Source organism: Neogemmobacter tilapiae, assembly GCF_014652215.1.
Lineage (GTDB): Bacteria > Pseudomonadota > Alphaproteobacteria > Rhodobacterales > Rhodobacteraceae > Neogemmobacter > Neogemmobacter tilapiae.
Genome location: NZ_BMYJ01000007.1, coordinates 62,314 through 81,027 on the forward strand (window position 1 = coordinate 62,314; position 18,714 = coordinate 81,027).

An 18,714-nucleotide genomic window follows, 5' to 3' on the forward strand; every position below is an offset into this window, starting at 1 on the left:
GTTTTGCGTTGGCCTGTCAACTTGTTATTTTGCTAGGCAGTTTTTGGCGGGATTTTGGTGAGATTTTCTGCGAAGATCGCGCTAACATGTGTTTTAAATCATGGTGATATGGAGAAAGTTGGTCGCATTTTACAAATCAAACCTCTATTGACAACTTGTTCATTCGAGTGCCAGCTTTGCGGGAATTTCCGCCAGATGCAGGACCATCCCCATGCCCGAACCGATGCCCGCCCGCGAACTTTTGCCCGAGGAAACACAGGTTTACATGGATGGTCTGCTGCGGCCCCATGCGGTGGAAGCGGACCGAATCGAGGCGATGCTGCCGTCACCGATGGTGCAGAACCATGCGGCGAACCTGTGTTTTCTGCCGGGCGGGGCGCTGGCCTGTGTGTGGTTTGGCGGCACGATGGAGGGGATGTCGGACATTTCGGTCTATATCTCACGCCTTGAACCGGGGGCGGATCGGTGGTCGGCGGCGGAAAAGCTGACGGATGCGGTGGATCGGTCGGAACAGAACCCGGTGCTGTTCGTGGCCCCCGATGGGCTGGTCTGGCTGATCCATACCTCGCAGCCCGGTGGGCGGCAGGATCTGTGCGAAATCCGCTATCGGCAGTCATTGGACGGCGGGCGCAGCTTTGGGGCATCGCAGCGGTTGGGGGATTTTACCGGGGTTTTCGTGCGTCAGCCGGTGCAGATCGGGCCAAAGGGCGAATGGCTGCTGCCGGGGTTTCGTTGCGTGACGCCGGATGCGGGGAAATGGACGGGAGGGCTGGATACGGCGGTGATGCTGGTGTCGCGGGATGCGGGCGGCACATGGCAGGCGGTGGAGGTGCCGGACAGTCTGGGGGCGGTGCATATGAACCCGGTGCCGGGGCAGGGGGGCGTGATGCCCGCCTTTTACAGGCATCGGTTTGCCGAAGCCGTGCAGCGCAGCCTGTCGCGGGATGGGGGGCTGACATGGGAAGCGCCAGAGCCGACGGATCAGCCGAACAACAATTCCTCGGTGCAGGCCGTGCGGCTGACGGATGGGCGGATTGCGATGGTGCTGAACCCGGTGAATGCGTCGATGTCGGATCAACGCCGGGCGTCGCTGTATGACGAGTTGGAAGGGGAGGATGAGGGCGGGACGGGAACGGCCATTTGGGGGGTGCCAAGGGGGCCGCTGTCGCTGGTCTTTTCGAGCGACAATGGGGCGACCTTTCCCGAACGGCGGGAACTGGAAACGGGGGACGGCTATTGCCTGACCAACAATTCCAAGGATGGGTTGAACAGGGAATATTCCTATCCTTCGATCCTGCAAGGGCCGGACGGGCGGTTGCACATCGCCTATACCTATCACCGGCGCGCCATCAAATACGTCTGTCTAAGCAAGAGTTAATAGGCCCAGCCGGCCTTGCCTGCCCCCCGTGTCATTGGGGCGGCAAGGTCGCAAACTTTTCCCGATAGGCGCTGGCGGTCAGGCCTGTGAGCCTTTGGAACAGGCGGCGAAAGGCGGCGGGGTCTTCATAGCCCACATCCCAAGCGATGCGGTCCACCGGGTCGCGCGTGAACTCCAACCGCTCGCGCGCCAGTCCGATGCGCAGATGTTGCACATATTCTGTCGGCCGGTGCCCCGTCGCCCGCTGAAACCGCCGCAGAAAGGTGCGCGGCTCTAGCCCCGCCTCAGCGGCCATCGCGGGAATAGACACTTCACGCCCGCCCCGCGCCTGCAACCAGTGCTGCACCCGCAGGATCGCGGCATCGCCATGCGACAGGCGCGGCGCAAAATGGCTGTAGTGGCGCTGTTCCCGCCCCGCCGGATCGACCAGCAGAAAGCGCGCCGTTTCGGCCATCACCGTCGGCCCCAGAAAACGGTGGATCAGCCGCAGCCCCAGATCGGTCCAGGCCATCATCCCGGCGGCGGTCAGGATATCGCCATCCTCGACCAAGATCGCCTCGGGCGTCAGCCTTGCCCTGGGAAAAGTCGCTTCAAAGGCTTCGGTATAAAACCAATGCGTCGTCGCCCGCCGACCATCCAACAAGCCGCCATGCCCCAAAAGAAAGGCCCCCACACAGACCGAGGCCATCACCGTCCCCTTGGCATGACAGGCGCGCAGCCATGCCGCCAGAGGTTCCGCCTCGGCCGCCAACATGGGCGGGGTCAGGCGGCCGGGGATGATCAGAACCTGCGGCGGCTTGTCAGGCGCGGCCCCATCCGCCGACCAATGACCACAACGGATGCGCTGACCGCTGCCAAGTTCGGCGGCATAAAGATTGGCGATGGCGAACATGTCGCCCAAGCCATGAACCGATGCCATCTGGCATTCGGGGTAAAGCAGCAGGCTGATGTCGATGGTCTCGGGCATCTTTGTCACTTTTGGCTTGAGTAATGTCATATGCGCCAATCCCACCCAAAGCGCAAAAGGTTCAGATTGTCTTCATCAGCGGTGGATGCCCCATCGCAAACCACAGGAGGAAGACATGACCAAGACAATCGTTCTGATCCACGGCGCTTGGCTGAACAGCCGCTCGTTTGAAAAAGTGAAAGCCCGGTATGAGGCGCAGGGTTTCCACGTGATCGCCCCCGACTGGCCCCATGACAACCGGACGCCCGAGGCGCTGCGGGCCGATCCCGACCCGCAACTGGCCCATCTGAGCCAAAGCCAGATCATCGCCCATTACGAGGCGATCATCCGCGCCCTGCCGGAAAAGCCCATCCTGATCGGCCATTCGCTGGGCGGCGTCTTTGTGCAGCATCTCTTGGCCCGTGGCTTGGGCGCTGCGGGTGTGGCGATCAATCCGGCCCCGACCCCTGGCGTTGGCTTGGGCCTTCAGGCCATTCTTTCGGCGCTGCCGGTGTTTGGTGACCTTTTGTCTTGGCGCAAGACCAAGGTGATGACGCGCCGCTTCTTTGCCCGCCGCTTTGCCCAGACCCTGCCGAAAGATCAGGTCGAGGCCGCCTATGACCGCTACATCGTGCCGACCCCCGGCCGGGTCTATTGGAACGGCGTGGTGAACCCGATCAAGATCGACTGGGCTGGCCAGAACCGCGCCCCCCTGCTGCTGATCGGCGGCGGCAAGGATCTGATTGCCGATGCCGCGATGACAAGGGCGATCTTTCGCAAGCAATCCCGTGCGGCCTCTCTGACCGAATTGCGCATCTTTGAGGACCGCTCGCATTGGACGCTGATGGACAAGGGCTGGGAAGAGGTCGCCGATGCCGCGCTGAACTGGGCGATCCGGCAGGCCGGGCAAGTGGTGCAACTGCGGGCGGCCTAACCGAAGGGGGCGGATCTGGAGGGAGACGATACCTAGGCACGCAAAGGCATGGCCGAAAAGGCGAAGGCCGCCCAACTTGGGCGGCCATTCATCGCTGGTAGCCGGTTTTTTACAGTGGCTCCGGCGGTAGGGATCGAACCTACGACCAATTGATTAACAGTCAACTGCTCTACCGCTGAGCTACGCCGGAACACTGTGGGCGGGTCTATAGCAAGGGTGTCGGGGGGCGTCCAGAGGGATTTGGCGGGATTTTCATTTTGCGGAGAAAATTGCCTTTGGGCCGAAGGGCGGCGTGGCGTTGATCAGATTTCTTTCTGCAAGATCAATCAGATGAGCCAAGCAGTTTGCTGTGGCGGCCTGCGTCAAGGCGGGGTCAAGCGGGCCGTAAGCCTTGGCCGTGATGGCCGACACCTGGTTATGACCACCCCGAACAGCAGCCAGAACAGCCGTCGCGCGCGTCTGGCGATGGTGGCGCAGGGCGCGGATACGGGCGGGCAGGTCTGGGATGACCGGGCCGTGGCCGGGCAGGCCCAGCGGTGTGTCTGTCGCCTCGAGCCGGTCAAGGCTGGACATGTAATCGGCCATCCGCCCTTCCGGTGGGGCCACCAAGGTTGAGGACCAGCCCATGACGTGATCGCCGGTGATTGCCCAGCCGGGGCCGATCAGGCAGAAATGGTCGGGATGGTGGCCCGGGGTATGCAGGGCGGTGATGCGACCCCAGCTTCCTTGCAGGACATCACCGTCCTGCAACGGTCTGACCGGCAAGTCCATTCTGGGGCAAAGGGCGGCATGGTCGGCATGGGGATGGGTCAGGACGATTTGCGTGATCCGTTCCCCGGGGGCAAGGGCGGCCATGAGGGCCGCATGATGCGCAGGCAAATCGGGGCCGGGATCAACCAGCAGAATCTCGCCCTGTCCCAGCAGCCAGGAATTGGTGCCCTCACCCGTCAGGGGCCCCGGATTGCCCGCCCGCACACAGCGGACCGCCGGTGGCAACCCCTTTCCCACCCCCATGATCCCCGCTAGGCTGGCTGCCATGATCCGCCTGAAATCCCTTCTGCCCCGCGGCCTCTATGGCCGTGCCGCGCTGATCCTGATCGTGCCCATCGTCACGATCCAACTGGTCGTGTCGATCGTCTTTATCCAGCGGCATTTCGACAGGGTCACCCAGCAGATGACAAGGGGGGTCATCATCGAATTGAACGCCGTGCTGGCCGAGGTTGCGGAACGCCCGGATCAGGCCCGCCAGATGGCGCAGGCCTTGGGCATCAGGCTGGACCTGCCCGCCAAGCCGGCCAAGCAGGGCCAGCGGCGGGTGTTCTATGATTTATCCGGCGCCGCGGTGATTGAAACGCTGCAAACGGAACTGCCGGGCACGACCTTTGTTGATCTGGAAACCGACCGCGATGCCGTGCTGTTGCAGGTTGCCCTGCCCCAAGGGGCGGCAGAAATGCGGATTGACCGCAAAAGGGTTTCGGCCTCGAACCCGCATCAACTGCTGGTCGTGATGATTGTCACGGGGGCCTTTATGACGCTGGTCGCCTATCTTTTCCTGCGCAATCAGTTGCGGCCCATCACGCGGCTGGCGGTGGCGGCCGAGGCATTCGGCAAGGGGCGGGTGTTGGCCTATCGGCCTTCGGGTGCGACCGAGGTGCGGGCGGCGGGGCTGGCCTTTCTGGCGATGCGGGAAAGGATCGAGCGGCAGATCGAACAGCGGACGCTGATGCTGTCGGGGGTCAGCCATGACCTGCGCACCCCGCTGACCCGGCTGCGGCTGGGCTTGAGCCTGCTGCCCGAGGATGAAGAGACGGCGGCCTTGCTGGGCGATGTCTCGGACATGGAAAGGCTGGTCGACGAATTCCTGGCCTTTGCCCGCGGCGATGCGATGGAAACCCCCGAGATCGCCGATGTGCAGGCCCTTGTCCGCCGGGTGGTTGAGAATGCCCAAAGATTGGGGCAGGCGGTTGAACTGGGGCCGATGTCCGGCCCGTCCGAGGTTCGGCTGCGGCCGGTCGCGGTGGGGCGGGCCTTGGAGAACCTGGTCGGAAACGCGATGCGGCACGGGCGGCGGGGCTTGGTGGGGGTCGTTGTCACGGCGGAACGGGTGGTGATCTCGGTCGAGGATGACGGGCCGGGGATTCCGGCGGCGCGGCGGGAGGAGGCGATGGCCCCCTTTGCCCGGCTGGACCACGCCCGCGATGCCAACCGGGGGGCCCGCGCCGGCCTTGGGCTGGCCATCGCCGCCGACATCGCCCGGGGCCACGGCGGGGCGCTGGTTCTGGGGGAAAGCCTGTGGGGCGGCCTGAAGGCCGAACTGGTGCTGGCGCGGTAGGTTTTGCGATTTCACGCGTGAAAAGATTGTAAGTCTTTGTTTTATCGTTGGAACATTATGGCAAGGGTGTTGTGGTTAACAATTTCCCCCACGCCGATGGGCCCAAGGCCGCACAGAATGCTGCACACGCATACAGGGCATTGCCCCCCCCCTTGTGCAAGCGGATAGTGTGTCTGGGCGGGATTCTGGGAAGGGAAGCAGGATGATGCGGGTTTGGGCTTTGGGGTTGGTGATGTTGGGATGCGCTTCATTGGCGTTGCCTCTCTTGGCCGAAACCTCCGACACGATCACATTGACCGATCCTGCCAGAATGAACCCACTCACCGCGTTCAAGGAATGCGACGCTTGCCCTGAGATGATCGTCATCCCCCTTGGCACATTCATGATGGGGGCGACGCCGGAAGAATCGCGCAATCCCTATGATTTCTACGGCGAGAACGCGCTTGGACGTATGCGAGGCCCTGATGAACTGAACATCATCCCGCACGAACATCCGCGCCACCCTGTGGAAATGGACATCCCCTATGCCATCGCCCGCAGTGAATTGACCTATGCCGAATGGATGGCCTGTGTGGATGATGGGGGTTGCAGCCACAACCCTGACCATCGCGTTCTGACGCCAACCGGCTATGTGACGCTGGGCCCCGATCATCCTGTGATCGACGTGTCTTATCTGGACAGTCTGGAATATGTCGCGTGGCTAAACAGCCAAGTCGGTGCCGAGGTCTATCGCCTGCCGACCGAAGCGGAATGGGAATATGCCGCCCGTGCGGGAACCGAGACGCCCTTTGCGCAGGGCGAGGAACTCACCTCGGAGCAGGCCAACTTCTCACGCGGGGCGACGGAAAATCTGCTGAGAAACTCCGAAAACCCGGCCAGAATACCTAGGCCGGACCTTATGGAGCGAGACATGCCGGTGCCAGTCGGCGATCTTGACGCGGCCAATGGCTGGGGCCTGCGGCACATGTCGGGCAATGTTGCAGAACTAACGCTGTCTTGCTGGTCGGATGAACATATCGGTCTTGGCACAGACAGTGGCTATCTGGCCAATGCAAAGGCGCAGGCCTCGTGCTTACGCGTCTCAAAAGGTGGGGATTTCGGCACTGCAATGGATGGCCTGCGCTCTGCCGCACGAAACAGACCGACCGAGGATTCACGGCGCAATTACTCAGGATTTCGTATTGTACGCGAACTTGCCAACAAGGAAGATGAATGATGACAACAGCGAGCTATAGGGTGCGCATTCATGGCGCACCATGAATGCGCACCCTACTTTTAACGTCAGAATGCTGCACACGCATACAGGGTATTGCTCCCCCTTTGCGCAAGCGCATAGTGTGAGCAGGCGGAATTCTGGGAAGGGAAGCGGGATAACATTTGTCGTGATTGCACAGCTTATCAGTTTGTAAGCCCCTCTCGGCATTCTTCGAGAAATTTCGTTGGGTCTTTCGGAGGGGTTTGGTCGGGCGTGATGCCAGCCGCGATCAAATCCGTCACATCAAGGCAATGTGCGATCTCGCGTGAGCGGTTGGCGATGGGCAGAAAGGTTGGCCAAGTCTCTTCCCACGACGGGGCTTCCCAACTGCTTAGGCCGGGAATGGGGCGCAATATATCTGATTCAAGGAGTATGGAAACATCTGGCGCATAGCGGGCATAAACATGACAAGATATGAATATCCCGTTTGCATCAGGGTTACTACATATCACAACATGCCCAATAGGGTCATTCTGTGATACAAAGAAATATTCTTCAAAACCGATATCCTTGTTTCTTCTAACTTCATATCCTGGAATGTCGTATTTTGGATGTGATACGCCAATATTTGGGAAGAATGATTCTATTTGACCTGCAACAAATTCGTCAAAATTACTGAATCCAGCACTTATTTCAAATACAACATGCTCCATCAAAGGGTCACTTCTCAGAAACACTCCAATCCAGTCCGCCCGCCCCATCCAAAATCCACGGTCATCTGGATAAATCATTTGTTCATCCCGCAGATCAAAGGTGCGCGACCATGCCTTGTAGAACCTGCTTTCGAATGGGGGGGATTCTGCCAAAGATCCCAAAGGCGCTAATATCCACAACGCGGATATAAATCCAACTGCAATTCCATATCTTGACATGACGTGCCCCAATACCAAAGCGCAACACACGTAACACGAGCATGGAGTGACGGCAATGTACCTTTTGACGCAGGCACAGTTAAATCAGCGAGCTGTAGGGTGCGCATTCATGGGGCAACAGTTTTGGAGTAAAAGTTGCGCCATGAATGCGCACCTTACTTTTCACTACAGAATGCTGCACACGCATACAGGGTATTGCCCCCCCCCGTGCGCAAGCGGATAGTGTGGTCGGGCGGGATTCTGGGAAGGGAATCAGGATGATGCGGGTTTGGGCTTTGGGGTTGGTGGTGTTGGGCTGGGCGGGGGGGGCTTGGGCGGAAGATATCTCCCCCCAGACAGAGTTTGAATCGTCTCACCCACGCTACCAATATCTGAGCGGCGTGGTGGAGATGGTGTCCAAGGACGGCGGCTTTTGGATACGGAACCACAAGGGCAATCTGATCAAGCTGAAGGAATGGGCCTTGGATGCCGATCCAGAATTGCTGAATATCGTACTTTTGGGGAGAGAGGTGAACTGCATCGGAATCTATCGGACCGAAGATTACGTTGGGGTGGCCTGCACGGTTTCCATTACCCGAACCAATATGCCGCCCGATTCTTGCACTCTATCCGATTACGTTAATTGTAGAGGAGCGTTCGGTTCGTTAGGCTTCATTCTCAAAGATCTTTTCTCAGTTCAGAAAAAATGTACGGAGTTCGATCGCAGCTTGATTGGAAAGACTTTCGAGCTTCCGCCTACTGAGCCGTATGAAGAGATATGTGACTACTATGATGAGGTTTATACACCATGAGCACAATTGACGATTTGATTGGTGATGGCCAAACTGGCCGTATTCGCTTTTATGAATATCCGGGCTGGACCGCCGCTTATCCCGATGAATATGCCGACAAAATATTTTTGATCAGGCAATATCTGGCAGAGGCCTATGCCAACCCCGAAATAAGGGCGCAACTGTTCAACCGACTCACCGAGAGCGATCCGCTCGATATATTTATAGCCAATGGGAAAAACTCGGCCATTCGAGATGAAAGAAAAATAATCATTGATCCAACAATGAGCTACGTCTTTGTTGACAGCACGGGTGCGTTGCAATCCTATGACATGGATCGCGTCATCGTTCACGAAATGATCCATGCGATAGAAGGTTCCTTTGATACAACAAAAGGTTTATCAGGCAGTTCCGCTCGGACAACAGCCGACTATCAAGGCGAAACTGTTTCTAGGGAAAATGAATTCTACGACATCGACCGCCCCAGTTATTCTACACTTATTAATTCAGCAGAAATGCCAATGATTGCCGCGCGCGCCGATCTACCTGGCGCGCAATTTGATTTGGTTCTTTTGAATAGTGTGGACCCAGATGGCTCAAACGAAGCCACATCCACTGGATATAATCTCATCACCGCGCGGAACATAGGCGCTGGCAACGTGAATGATCTGCTGATTGCTTGGAATTATGCCGATGCAAGGAATGGGGGGGCACACAAACCACAGCGTCTTTGCTGCTGGGGTTGGCAATGACTACATCTATGCGGGCGTCGGGAGTGATAAAATTTTTGGGGGCGCGGGCAATGATTATATTGACGGCGGAAGCGGATACTCGGCGCAGGGCGGGTCAGCAAATGATATCGCAATTTACTTTGACTATAGCGGTGATGCCAGTGGTGAGGGGCAGCATGGCATTCAGGTCAGTTGGCACCCTGATCAATTGCTGGTCACCGACGCTTGGGGCGGGCAGGACACTCTGATGGGGATCGAAGAGATTCAAGGCACGGCGCTTGACGACAGTTTCCAGATTTGGGGACCGTTTTGGGATGTTGTCACTTCGCAGCAATTGGATGATGTACCATTGTGGGATGGCGGGGCAGGTATTGACACGCTTATTCTTGATACGTCTGAGGGTTTGCTTGTTGATCTTGGCGATGGATATGTCACGGATGAGCAGAAATACTTCATCTTAGATAGCATCGAAAATGTTTCAGGCAGCGTGCATGATGACACCATCACCGGCGACGACAATGCCAATGTGATCAAAGGCAACGCCGGGGCCGACGAGCTTCGTGGCAATGGTGGGGAAGACGTCATCCTCTTCGACGCCGAGGATACGGTGGTGGAGGGTGGTGCGGGTTTTGACCGGGCGATTGCGGAAGGGGATGTCGGGGTGATTATAGACCTTGACGCGCAGGGTTTTGAGGCTTTTGCGGGGACGGATCAGGCGGATGTGATCCGGCTGAGCGCCAGCAATACGGGGCCGAAGATCGTCTGGGGCGGAGGCGGGGCGGACGTGTTCCAGTTCTATACGGATGAGGAGAGCTGGGAACAGGCAGGGATCTATGTGGTGAATGTGGCGGGAATGACGGCGGAGTCTTTCCAAGACGTGACGCTGGAAAGTCTGGGCCTTGGGGGGCTGGACCTGTCACAGATCGACGCCATCGTGATCAACCCGGATGCGGGGGATCGGTTCTTTATCAATGAAGAGGCGATTGGGATTGCTGGGACGGCCACGGACCTTGTGAGTTTGTATTTGCCGGGCATTTACACCGAAGTCGTTTTGGGTGGCCGGAGCTATGACGCCTCGGGCGGCGGGGCAGAGATACAGTTGCTCAGCTCGGGCGCGCTGGGGAGGGCGGTGACGATCCAAGGGGGATGGTCAGCAGGCTATACCTCTGCCGTGGAGGTTGGCTGGACCATGCAATTGGCGGAGGCGCCGGAGTTTGTGGCGGTCAATGGTGGTGAAGCGACGATGGAGGAGTTTGAGGACGCGGGTAAGAACTTTGCGCCCAATTCCCATGGACAAATCGCCTACGAACATGAGGGGTGGGAGTATCAGGTCTATTATCGGCTTGAGACCTATGAGGATGATCCGGCCGATTTTCCAACGGGCGGGGCAAGCTGGTTCGTGGCGGGGGGCGAGTTCAACGATTTCACCCTGTCCGCCGATGAAATTCTAAGCGCCTAGCCGCATGAAAAAACCCCGGGAAGGCCCGGGGTTTTTTCTTTTCTGGCCGGTGCTCAGGCGGTCTGGACGACCGCTGGCCGCATAAGTTGGACAAGGTCGGTCTTGTCGCGGATTTCCTCATAGCCGTGATAGACCATCATGACGGCGACATAGAGGATGATGGCAAGGCCGACATAGGCGATCCAGCGGTGCTTGTTCAGCAGGCGGGCGATGAAGGTGGCGGCGACGCCCATGAGGACGACCGAGAGGGCGAGGCCGATGAAAAGCACCTCGGGGTGGTCATGGGCGGCACCGGCGACGGCGAGAACGTTGTCCAGCGACATGGAGACGTCGGCGATGACGATCTGGATGGCGGCCTGCATGAGGGTTTTGCGGGGAACGCCCGCGGCAACGGTGCCATCGGCGTTGAGGTCGGCGCCGGCGAGGGCCTCTTGGGCGGCCTCATCTTCGGTGTGACCATGCTGAAGTTCGCGCCACATCTTCCAGCAGACCCAGAGGAGAAGGATGCCGCCGGCAAGCAGAAGGCCGGTGATGGAGAGAAGCCATGTGGTGATGAAGGCAAAGCCGATGCGCATGACGGTGGCGGCCAGAATGCCGATGAGGATGGCTTTCTTGCGCTGTTCGGCGGGCAGGCCTGCGGCAGCAAGGCCAATGACGATGGCGTTGTCGCCGGCAAGGGTGATGTCAATGAGAATGACCTGCCACAGCGCATTGAGCGCTTCGGGCGTCAGGAAGTCGAACATGTTTCCTCCGATAGCCCGAAGCGGGCGGGTGGGGGGCACATAGGGCGGGGAAGGGGGTATTGCAAGCGGTGGAAGGTTGCAAAATGGCGGTGGTAGCGATAGCGGGAAAGAATGCTGTCTTATCAACACGGATTTCACGCGGGAAACCTGGCAGATGTGCAGAAACACGCGCTGTTGTGCGTGGCTTTGGACTATCTGACGCAGAAGGACAAACCGCTGAGTTACATCGAAACGCATGCGGGGCGGGGGTTGTATGACCTTGGCGGCGATATGGCGTTGAAGACGGGGGAGGCGGCGGGGGGGATCCTGCGGCTGGAAGAGGCGTTCGGGGCGGATCATCCCTATCGGCGGCGGTTGGCTGAGGTTCGGGTGCAGTATGGGGAGAAGGCTTATCCGGGCAGCCCGATGCTGGCGGCCTTGTCCTTGCGGGAAACGGATACGATGCATCTGGCGGAACTGCATCCGCAGGAACATGGGGCGCTGAATTATGCGATGGGGCCTTGGGGGCCGCATATCCAGCAGCGGGATGGGATGGAGATGGCCTTGGCTGTGACGCCGCCAACGCCGCGTCGTGGTTTGATGCTGATCGACCCGTCTTGGGAGGTGAAGGAAGATTATGTGTCGATCCCGAAGGCGATGGGCCAGATTGCGCGGAAATGGAACGTGGGGATCCTGATGCTGTGGTATCCGATCCTGCAATCCGGGGCGCATGTGGCGATGCTGCGGGTGTTGGAGCAGGCTTTCCCCGAGGCTTTGCGGCATGAGGTGCGGTTTCCGTCGGTGCGGGAGGGGCATGGGATGCTGGGGTCGGGGATGTTTGTGGTGAACGCGCCCTGGGGGCTGGCAGAGGAAGCGGACAGGATTTCGGGGATATTCAAGAGGCTGGGATGATGCTGGTCTATGAAATCTGGGATGTTTTCACGGAAACGCCCTTTGCGGGGAACCCTTTGGCGATTGTGCGGGGGGCCGAGGGTTTAAGCGACGGGCAGATGCTGACCTTGGCGCGGGAGTTCAACCTGTCGGAGACGATCTTTGTGATGCCGCCACGTGATGCGGCGAACACGGCGCGGGTGCGGATTTTCTTTCCGACGGCGGAGATTCCTTTTGCGGGGCATCCGACGGTGGGCTGCGCGATCCATCTGGCGCTGGAGGGGCGGAGGCAGGCGGATTTCAAGGCGCGGATCGTGCTGGAGGAAGAGGCAGGTCTGGTGCCGGTGCAGGTAGAGCGGCGGAAGGGTCGGGTGACGGCGGAATTCGTGGCCCCTGTGCTGCCGCATGCGGTGGAGGGTGTGGTCGATCCTGCGTTGCTGGCCAAGGCTTTGGATATTCCCGCAAGCGACATCGGTTTTGGTCGCCATCAGCCGGGGGTTTGGGCGGGGGGGCCGCGCTTTGCCTATGCGCCTGTGTCGGGTCTGAACGCCTTGGGGCGGGCGCGTCCGGTGCAGCCCTATTGGGATCAGGTGACGGCGGCGGCGGGGGTGGATTCGGTTTACCTTTATACACGCGGGCCGGATTGTGACTATCGGGCGCGGATGTTTTCGCCCACGGCAGGCATTCCAGAAGACCCGGCGACAGGTTCGGCCACAGCCATTCTGGCGGCGCAATTGTTGGCAAGCGGGGCGCTGAGCGAGGGTGAGACGGTTTTGGCCTTGGCGCAAGGCGTCGAAATGGGCCGGGAAAGCCGTCTGGGGCTGACCGTGCGGGTGGCGGATGGTCGGCTGGAGCAGGTGCGGGTCAAGGGTTCTGCCGTGCGCATCGCGGGCGGTCAAATCCGCGTGCCGGGCTTGTCGGACGGCGCGGATCAGGCCATGTAAGGCAGATGTTCGCCCAGATTTTATCGCGCCTTGCCGCCCCGTCGAATGACCGTCTGCCGCCCTTGCAGGAACGCCGCGCCTTGGCGGCGCTGTTGGTGCGGGTGGGGCGGGCGGATGATCATTACGGGCCTGCCGAAATGCGGCGGATTGATCAGGTGCTGGCGGGGCGTTTCGGGCTTTCGCCCTTTGAGGCCGCGGGTTTGCGGGCGGATGGTGAGGCGCTGGAGACGGAGGCCCCCGATACGGTACGGTTCACGCGGGCCTTGAAGGACCATGTGCCGCTTGAGGAACGGGCGGGGCTGATCGAGGCCTTGTGGGCCGTGGCCTTGGCCGATGGGGAACGGGCGGCGGATGAGGAACAACTGATCCGGCTGGTGGCGAACCTGCTGGCGGTCAGCGATGCCGACAGCGGTCTGGCGCGACAGCGGGCGGCACGGGCATGATCGCCGCGCTGGGCATGTATGATCTGGGGGATGCGGCCCCGGCGAATGACCGGCTGTGGGCCTTGATCCGGGACGGGTTGGGCGGGGCAGGGATGGCGGCCCCTCAGGCGTTGACGCGGGGCGATTTGGCCTATCTGCCGGGTTGGTTGTCGCCTGATCTGGTTCTGGCACAGACCTGCGGGCGGCCGTTTCGGGAAATGCTGCATGACAAGGTGGCGCTGATCGGCACGCCGGACTATGGGTTGCCGGGTTGCGCGCCGGGCTATTATCGCAGCGTCTTTGTGGTGCGGGCGGATGATCCGCGCGGGGCGTTGGGTGATTTTGCCTCGGCGCGTTTTGCCTATAATGATCCGATGTCGCAATCGGGCTGGGCCGGGCCGATGCATCATGCACCCTATCTGACGCCCGCCTTGCAGACTGGGGGGCATCGGGCGTCCGCCCAAGCAGTGGCCGAGGGCGCTGCGGATGTGGCGGCGCTGGATGCGGTGACATGGGGGCTGTTGCAGCGCAATCTGCCGGAACTGGCGGCGCAGTTGCGGGTGGTGGATGAAACCCCACCCGCCCCCGGATTGCCCTTGATTTCAGCGCAAGGGTCGGATGCTGCCCGGATTTTCAGCGTGGTGGCGGGAGCCATTGCGGCGCTTTCAGCGGGCGACCGGGCGGCGCTTTCCTTACAGGGCTTGGTGCAAATCCCGGTCAGCGCCTATCTGGCCCTGCCGCCTGCGGCCCCCGCGCCAAAACTTTGACCAATTATTCAGCGTTGCATTATGCGCCGTTTTCGGCCCTACTTTGTCAAACGCGCTGCTTGCAGGATGAACGTGCCCAAAGATACCTCGGCCCCGTCGGCCCCCCCCGTCATCCAGATCCATGACTTGCACAAGGCCTATGGCCATCTGGAGGTGCTGAAAGGCGTCAGCCTGAGCGCCCCGCGCGGTCATGTGATCAGCCTGATCGGATCGTCGGGGTCGGGCAAATCGACGCTGCTGCGCTGCTGCAACCTTTTGGAGGACAGCCAGCAGGGCGAGATCCTGTTTGAAGGGGAAAGCGTGCGCTGGAAGGGCGAGGGCTTGCGGCGGCATCCGGCGGACCGGGGGCAGGTGATGCGGATCCGGACGAACCTGTCGATGGTGTTTCAACAGTTCAATCTTTGGGCGCATCTGACGATTCTGCAAAACGTGATGGAAGCGCCGGTGCAGGTGCTGAAGCGCGATCCGAAAGAGGTGGAAGAAAAGGCGCGGGCCTATCTGGCGAAGGTGGGGATTGCCGACAAGGCGGATGCCTGGCCTGCGATGCTTTCGGGCGGGCAGCAGCAGCGGGCGGCGATTGCGCGGGCGCTGTGTATGGAGCCACGGGCGTTGTTGTTTGATGAGCCGACGAGTGCCCTGGACCCGGAGTTGGAACAGGAAGTGGTGAAGGTGATCAAAGCCTTGGCCGATGAAGGCCGGACGATGATTCTGGTGACGCATGACATGAAGCTGGCGGCGGATGTGTCGGATCATGTCGTGTTCCTGCACCAAGGCAAGATTGAGGAGGAAGGGCCGCCGGGGGCCCTGTTCGGCAATCCGCGCACCGAGCGTCTGCGCGGCTTTCTGTCGGCAACGGGGGGCTGATGGCCTGTCTTGCGCAGCTTTCGGCGCTGGCGATGGGCATGACCTTGGTCAATGCCGAAACAACCGTGATTGGCACCGAAGCACCGTTCCCGCCCTATACATTCATTGCGGAAGATGGGCAGATCACCGGCTTTGACCGGGCGGTGGGGGATGAGGCTTGTTTGCGGGCGGGTCTGGTCTGCACATGGGTGAACATGCGGTTTGACCGGCTGATGCCGGGGGTGATGTCGGGGGATATCGATATTGCGATGGGGGGGATCGCGAAAACGGCCGAGCGGATGGCGCTGGTCGATTTCACGATGGACTATTCCTTTAGCGATGGTCTGGACAATTTCGTCGGTCGGTCGGGGGCACCCGAGCCGGATCAGGCACTGATCGGGGTGCAGGCGGGGACAATTCAGGAACAGCATCTGCGGAAAACCGGGCGGAATTTCATCAGCTATGGCACCGAGGGTGATCTTTTGGAGGCGCTGATCGCGCAAAAAGTGGACCTGGCTTTCGGGGCGTTCTACGCTGGGACGGTGTCGGATCTGTTCGCAGAGAACGGAATCGAATGGCTGTATGAGGAAGACGCGGGCGAAAACGGCATCGGCATGGCGGTGTGCAAAGAGAACAAGGCGCTGCTGGCGCAGTTGAACAAAGCACTGAAGTCGATGCAGGATGATGGAACGATCGACGCGCTGTCGGACGAATGGTTCTGAACAGCGTCACAAGAAACGAACATCGAAAGGGAGATGAAGATGAAAACGAAAATTCTGGCAAGCGGGGCCGTTCTGGCGCTGATGGCGGGCATGGCTTCGGCGCAGACGGTGCGTTTGGGGACGGAAGGGGCCTATCCTCCCTACAACTTCATCAATGACGCGGGCGAGATCGTGGGCTTTGAGGTGGAGCTTGGGAACGAGCTGTGCAAGCGCGCGGGGCTGACCTGCGAATGGGTGCAGAACGATTGGGATTCGATCATCCCGAACCTGCAATCGGGCAACTATGATGCGATCATGGCGGGGATGTCGATCACGGACGAACGTGAGGAAGTGATTGATTTCACGCAGAACTACATTCCGCCGGCGAGTTCGTCCTATGTAGGGCTGACGGCGGATGTGGACATCAAGGGCGGGGTTGTGGCGGCGCAGACCGGGACGATTCAGGCGGGCTATGTCGCCGAAAGCGGCGCGACGCTGCTGGAGTTTGCGACGCCCGAGGAAACCGTGGCGGCGGTGAAAAGCGGCGAGGCGGTGGCAGTGTTTGCCGACAAGGACTATCTGGTGCCGGTCGTGGCGGAATCGGGTGGTGAGCTGGTGATGCTGGACGCCGATGTGCAGCTGGGCGGCGGCGTGGGGATGGGCCTGCGCGACAGCGACGACGAGCTGCGGGGCAAGTTCGATGCAGCGATCAAGTCGATGAAATGCGACGGCAGCTTGGATGCGCTGATTGCCAGGGCGGAATATTTTGGCCCCGAGGCCGTGGTGTTCGGCGATGCGGGCAAAGAAGGCTGCTGATCTGAACTGAACGGGGGCGGGTCGGCCCGCCCCCCTTTGCCAAGGATGCCCGATGTTTCTGGATTGTAGCGCACCGAAGACGCTGGAAGGGTTGGCTTGGGCCAGCTGCTATCTGACGTCGGGCAAGCACATCGATTTCTATTGGGCCTTTGTGGTGGTGCTGGCCTTGTTGGCCTGCACAGCCCCGATGGCCTTGATGTTCGGTTATGGCGGGGCGACGGCGGCAAGGTCGCATTCGCTGCCGGTGCGGATGTTCGGAAAGTGCTATATCGCCATGGTGCGGGGCATCCCGGATATCATCTTTTTCCTGTTCTTTGTCATTGCCTTGGATCAGGCGATTGAATGGACAAAGCATCAGATCGTCTGCCCCGACTGGACCGAACCTGTCCGGCAGGGGTTGGAGTTCAAGGTCTGCCCGGCGGCCAAGGTGCCGCAGGCGGGGACGGCCCCGGTGGTGCATCAGATCTATGGTTTTGGCTTGGCGGTGGTGACCTTTTCCATCGTCTTTGGGGCCTTTGTGGCGAATGTGCTGTACGGCGCGATGAATGCCGTGCCGCGGGCGCAGTTGGAAACAGCCGAGGCTTACGGCATGACGCATCGACAGGTGCATCGGCGGATTCTGGTGCCGCAGATGTGGACCTATGCTTTGCCCGGCCTGTCGAACCTGTGGCTGATCCTGATCAAGGCGACACCCTTGCTGTTTTTGCTGGGGGTGCGAGACATCGTCTATTTCGCGCGGGAGTTGGGCGGGTCGAAGACGCAGGCCTATGAATATCCGCACCCCGACTGGCGGTTGTGGTATTTCTTGGGGCTGATGGCGTTTTACCTGTTGATGACATGGGGTTCGGAAAAGGTGCTAAGGCGGTTGTCGGCGCGGCTGTCCAAGGGCCAAGCGACGGCAGCGGGTGAGGCCTTGCGCAAGGCGGGGGCTGTGGCATGAGCTGCTGGGACACCGTTCAGGCCTATGCCTTTCGCAGTCTGGGTTACGGCGAAAAGCTGTTGCCAAAGACCGATTTCACCATCTGCCAGCAATTCACGCTGATCGGGTCGGGTCTGATCTGGAACGTTTATTTCGGGCTGATCGCGCTTTGCACCGGGTTCTTTCTGGCGAATGCCTTGGCGCTGGCGAAAGCCTCGCGCAATCCGTGGCTGCGCAAGCCGGCAGAGGCGTTCATCTTTGTGTTCCGCGGATCGCCTTTGTTCATTCAGTTCTTTCTCGCCTATCAGATTTTGATCCTGCTGCCGCGCGCGGGGATCAACCTTTTCGGGCTGACGATTGCGACAAGCTGGCTGACCAAGGCTTGGGCCGGGGCGCTGATCGTGCTGTTCCTGAACACGGCAGCCTATTCGGCGGAAATCTTTTACGGGGCGCTGCGGACCATTCCGAAGGGCGATCTGGAGGCGGCGGATGCCTATGGCATGACCGGGTGGAAAAGGTTCCGGCGGATCGAATGGCCGACCATGATGCGGCTGGGCTGGCCCGCCTATACGAACGAGGCGATCTTTTTGTTCCATGCGACGACGCTGGTGTTTTTCAGCGCCTTTCCGGCGTTTCAGCAGCGGGGGGATGCGCTGTATTATGCGAATTATTTCGCTGACAAGACGTTCAACCCGTTTGTGCCCTATCCCATCGTGGCCTTTTATTTCATCTTGCTGACCTTGGTGATCACTGGGATCATGGGGCTGATCAATGCGCGGCTAAACCGGCATCTGCCGGGAAATCAAAGGAAAAGAATTCGCTTGCGTCCACAGTTGGTGCGATAGTAGGCTGGATTTGATCAAATTCGCCGGGCTTGCCCGGAACCGCGCAGGGACGCGGCGTGGGCGTTGCCAAGACGCCGGACACGGAAACGGTCAACAGATGGGAGAACGGATCAAGGGCATGATCCCGGCCTGCGCCTTTGGTGCGGGATGGGGTCGCGTAAGCGGTT

General features: G+C 60.1%; 20 protein-coding genes and 1 tRNA gene. 16 read left to right on the plus strand and 5 right to left on the minus strand.

Annotated elements, in window-relative coordinates:
- The first annotated feature begins 211 nt into the window (after positions 1–211).
- Positions 212–1,378, plus strand: a complete 1,167-nt coding sequence (locus IE095_RS12155) for a sialidase family protein (RefSeq protein ID WP_229804755.1) — start codon at positions 212–214, stop codon at positions 1,376–1,378.
- A 31-nt stretch (positions 1,379–1,409) separates the two neighbouring features.
- On the opposite strand, the gene IE095_RS12160 is transcribed toward IE095_RS12155, so the two are convergent.
- Positions 1,410–2,345 (minus strand): GlxA family transcriptional regulator, encoded by a 936-nt coding sequence (locus IE095_RS12160; RefSeq protein ID WP_189411941.1) that lies wholly within the window; start codon positions 2,343–2,345, stop codon positions 1,410–1,412.
- A gap of 115 nt (positions 2,346–2,460) precedes the next feature.
- On the opposite strand from IE095_RS12160, the gene IE095_RS12165 reads away from it, so the two are divergent.
- A complete protein-coding gene (locus tag IE095_RS12165; RefSeq protein WP_189411942.1) occupies positions 2,461–3,258 on the plus strand; it encodes an alpha/beta hydrolase in 798 nt (265 codons plus the stop codon).
- Between the two features lie 115 nt (positions 3,259–3,373).
- Here the strand turns inward: IE095_RS12165 and IE095_RS12170 are convergent.
- Positions 3,374–3,448, minus strand: a tRNA-Asn gene (locus tag IE095_RS12170).
- Positions 3,449–3,510: 62 nt separating this feature from the next.
- Positions 3,511–4,296 carry an MBL fold metallo-hydrolase gene (locus IE095_RS12175; RefSeq protein WP_189411943.1) on the minus strand — a complete coding sequence of 262 codons (786 nt, stop codon included), beginning with the start codon at positions 4,294–4,296 and terminating at the stop codon, positions 3,511–3,513.
- Here IE095_RS12175 and IE095_RS12180 point away from each other — a divergent pair.
- Positions 4,295–5,590: an ATP-binding protein gene (locus IE095_RS12180; RefSeq protein ID WP_189411944.1), complete on the plus strand. Its 1,296-nt coding sequence runs from the start codon at positions 4,295–4,297 to the stop codon at positions 5,588–5,590. The two genes, IE095_RS12175 and IE095_RS12180, sit on opposite strands and share 2 nt — an antisense overlap.
- A gap of 310 nt (positions 5,591–5,900) precedes the next feature.
- Positions 5,901–6,806, plus strand: coding sequence for a formylglycine-generating enzyme family protein (locus IE095_RS12185; protein ID WP_189411945.1), 906 nt, complete (start codon positions 5,901–5,903; stop codon positions 6,804–6,806).
- A gap of 182 nt (positions 6,807–6,988) precedes the next feature.
- Here IE095_RS12185 and IE095_RS12190 read toward each other — a convergent pair whose 3' ends face one another.
- Entirely contained in the window at positions 6,989–7,717 is a 729-nt protein-coding gene (locus IE095_RS12190) for a hypothetical protein (protein WP_189411946.1), read from the minus strand.
- 257 nt (positions 7,718–7,974) lie between these two features.
- Between IE095_RS12190 and IE095_RS12195 the strand changes: the two genes are divergently transcribed.
- From IE095_RS12195 to IE095_RS12205, 3 genes are read left to right on the plus strand one after another with little or no spacing between them, the layout of a single operon-like run.
- Positions 7,975–8,508 carry a hypothetical protein gene (locus tag IE095_RS12195; RefSeq protein ID WP_189411947.1) on the plus strand — a complete coding sequence of 178 codons (534 nt, stop codon included), beginning with the start codon at positions 7,975–7,977 and terminating at the stop codon, positions 8,506–8,508.
- On the plus strand, positions 8,505–9,239 hold the full coding sequence (locus tag IE095_RS12200; RefSeq protein ID WP_189411948.1) for a hypothetical protein: 735 nt from the start codon (positions 8,505–8,507) through the stop codon (positions 9,237–9,239). Before IE095_RS12195 ends, IE095_RS12200 begins: the two co-directional genes overlap by 4 nt.
- On the plus strand, positions 9,190–10,677 hold the full coding sequence (locus IE095_RS12205) for a hypothetical protein (protein WP_189411949.1): 1,488 nt from the start codon (positions 9,190–9,192) through the stop codon (positions 10,675–10,677). The genes IE095_RS12200 and IE095_RS12205 overlap by 50 nt, the downstream gene beginning before the upstream one ends.
- 53 nt (positions 10,678–10,730) lie before the next feature.
- On the opposite strand, the gene IE095_RS12210 is transcribed toward IE095_RS12205, so the two are convergent.
- Positions 10,731–11,420: a TerC family protein gene (locus tag IE095_RS12210; protein WP_189411950.1), complete on the minus strand. Its 690-nt coding sequence runs from the start codon at positions 11,418–11,420 to the stop codon at positions 10,731–10,733.
- A 111-nt stretch (positions 11,421–11,531) separates the two neighbouring features.
- Between IE095_RS12210 and rlmJ the strand changes: the two genes are divergently transcribed.
- From rlmJ to IE095_RS12255, 9 genes are all read left to right on the plus strand, one after another.
- Complete coding sequence (gene rlmJ / locus IE095_RS12215; protein ID WP_189411951.1) at positions 11,532–12,311, plus strand: 23S rRNA (adenine(2030)-N(6))-methyltransferase RlmJ; 780 nt, start codon at positions 11,532–11,534, stop codon at positions 12,309–12,311.
- Positions 12,308–13,234: a PhzF family phenazine biosynthesis protein gene (locus IE095_RS12220; RefSeq protein WP_229804757.1), complete on the plus strand. Its 927-nt coding sequence runs from the start codon at positions 12,308–12,310 to the stop codon at positions 13,232–13,234. Before rlmJ ends, IE095_RS12220 begins: the two co-directional genes overlap by 4 nt.
- 5 nt (positions 13,235–13,239) lie before the next feature.
- Positions 13,240–13,677: a tellurite resistance TerB family protein gene (locus tag IE095_RS12225; protein ID WP_189411952.1), complete on the plus strand. Its 438-nt coding sequence runs from the start codon at positions 13,240–13,242 to the stop codon at positions 13,675–13,677.
- On the plus strand, positions 13,674–14,423 hold the full coding sequence (locus IE095_RS12230; protein WP_189411953.1) for a phosphate/phosphite/phosphonate ABC transporter substrate-binding protein: 750 nt from the start codon (positions 13,674–13,676) through the stop codon (positions 14,421–14,423). Before IE095_RS12225 ends, IE095_RS12230 begins: the two co-directional genes overlap by 4 nt.
- A gap of 66 nt (positions 14,424–14,489) precedes the next feature.
- Complete coding sequence (locus IE095_RS12235) at positions 14,490–15,287, plus strand: ABC transporter ATP-binding protein (RefSeq protein ID WP_189411954.1); 798 nt, start codon at positions 14,490–14,492, stop codon at positions 15,285–15,287.
- The gene (locus IE095_RS12240; RefSeq protein ID WP_189411955.1) at positions 15,287–15,988 is read left to right on the plus strand and encodes a substrate-binding periplasmic protein; all 702 of its coding nucleotides are present in this window, start codon (positions 15,287–15,289) and stop codon (positions 15,986–15,988) included. Before IE095_RS12235 ends, IE095_RS12240 begins: the two co-directional genes overlap by 1 nt.
- 39 nt (positions 15,989–16,027) lie before the next feature.
- Entirely contained in the window at positions 16,028–16,783 is a 756-nt protein-coding gene (locus IE095_RS12245) for a transporter substrate-binding domain-containing protein (RefSeq protein ID WP_189411956.1), read from the plus strand.
- 52 nt (positions 16,784–16,835) lie between these two features.
- Positions 16,836–17,723 carry an ABC transporter permease gene (locus IE095_RS12250; protein ID WP_189411957.1) on the plus strand — a complete coding sequence of 296 codons (888 nt, stop codon included), beginning with the start codon at positions 16,836–16,838 and terminating at the stop codon, positions 17,721–17,723.
- A complete protein-coding gene (locus tag IE095_RS12255; RefSeq protein WP_189411958.1) occupies positions 17,720–18,547 on the plus strand; it encodes an ABC transporter permease in 828 nt (275 codons plus the stop codon). Before IE095_RS12250 ends, IE095_RS12255 begins: the two co-directional genes overlap by 4 nt.
- The last annotated feature ends 167 nt before the right edge of the window (positions 18,548–18,714 follow it).

Coding starts and splice junctions, on each gene's coding strand:
- IE095_RS12155 (WP_229804755.1), top strand. CDS start 212: ATGCCCGAACCGATGCCCGCCCGCGAACTTTTGCCCGAGGAAACACAG.
- IE095_RS12160 (WP_189411941.1), bottom strand. CDS start 2,345: ATGCCCGAGACCATCGACATCAGCCTGCTGCTTTACCCCGAATGCCAG.
- IE095_RS12165 (WP_189411942.1), top strand. CDS start 2,461: ATGACCAAGACAATCGTTCTGATCCACGGCGCTTGGCTGAACAGCCGC.
- IE095_RS12180 (WP_189411944.1), top strand. CDS start 4,295: ATGATCCGCCTGAAATCCCTTCTGCCCCGCGGCCTCTATGGCCGTGCC.
- IE095_RS12175 (WP_189411943.1), bottom strand. CDS start 4,296: ATGGCAGCCAGCCTAGCGGGGATCATGGGGGTGGGAAAGGGGTTGCCA.
- IE095_RS12185 (WP_189411945.1), top strand. CDS start 5,901: ATGAACCCACTCACCGCGTTCAAGGAATGCGACGCTTGCCCTGAGATG.
- IE095_RS12190 (WP_189411946.1), bottom strand. CDS start 7,717: ATGTCAAGATATGGAATTGCAGTTGGATTTATATCCGCGTTGTGGATA.
- IE095_RS12195 (WP_189411947.1), top strand. CDS start 7,975: ATGATGCGGGTTTGGGCTTTGGGGTTGGTGGTGTTGGGCTGGGCGGGG.
- IE095_RS12200 (WP_189411948.1), top strand. CDS start 8,505: ATGAGCACAATTGACGATTTGATTGGTGATGGCCAAACTGGCCGTATT.
- IE095_RS12205 (WP_189411949.1), top strand. CDS start 9,190: ATGGGGGGGCACACAAACCACAGCGTCTTTGCTGCTGGGGTTGGCAAT.
- IE095_RS12210 (WP_189411950.1), bottom strand. CDS start 11,420: ATGTTCGACTTCCTGACGCCCGAAGCGCTCAATGCGCTGTGGCAGGTC.
- rlmJ (WP_189411951.1), top strand. CDS start 11,532: ATGCTGTCTTATCAACACGGATTTCACGCGGGAAACCTGGCAGATGTG.
- IE095_RS12220 (WP_229804757.1), top strand. CDS start 12,308: ATGATGCTGGTCTATGAAATCTGGGATGTTTTCACGGAAACGCCCTTT.
- IE095_RS12225 (WP_189411952.1), top strand. CDS start 13,240: ATGTTCGCCCAGATTTTATCGCGCCTTGCCGCCCCGTCGAATGACCGT.
- IE095_RS12230 (WP_189411953.1), top strand. CDS start 13,674: ATGATCGCCGCGCTGGGCATGTATGATCTGGGGGATGCGGCCCCGGCG.
- IE095_RS12235 (WP_189411954.1), top strand. CDS start 14,490: ATGAACGTGCCCAAAGATACCTCGGCCCCGTCGGCCCCCCCCGTCATC.
- IE095_RS12240 (WP_189411955.1), top strand. CDS start 15,287: ATGGCCTGTCTTGCGCAGCTTTCGGCGCTGGCGATGGGCATGACCTTG.
- IE095_RS12245 (WP_189411956.1), top strand. CDS start 16,028: ATGAAAACGAAAATTCTGGCAAGCGGGGCCGTTCTGGCGCTGATGGCG.
- IE095_RS12250 (WP_189411957.1), top strand. CDS start 16,836: ATGTTTCTGGATTGTAGCGCACCGAAGACGCTGGAAGGGTTGGCTTGG.
- IE095_RS12255 (WP_189411958.1), top strand. CDS start 17,720: ATGAGCTGCTGGGACACCGTTCAGGCCTATGCCTTTCGCAGTCTGGGT.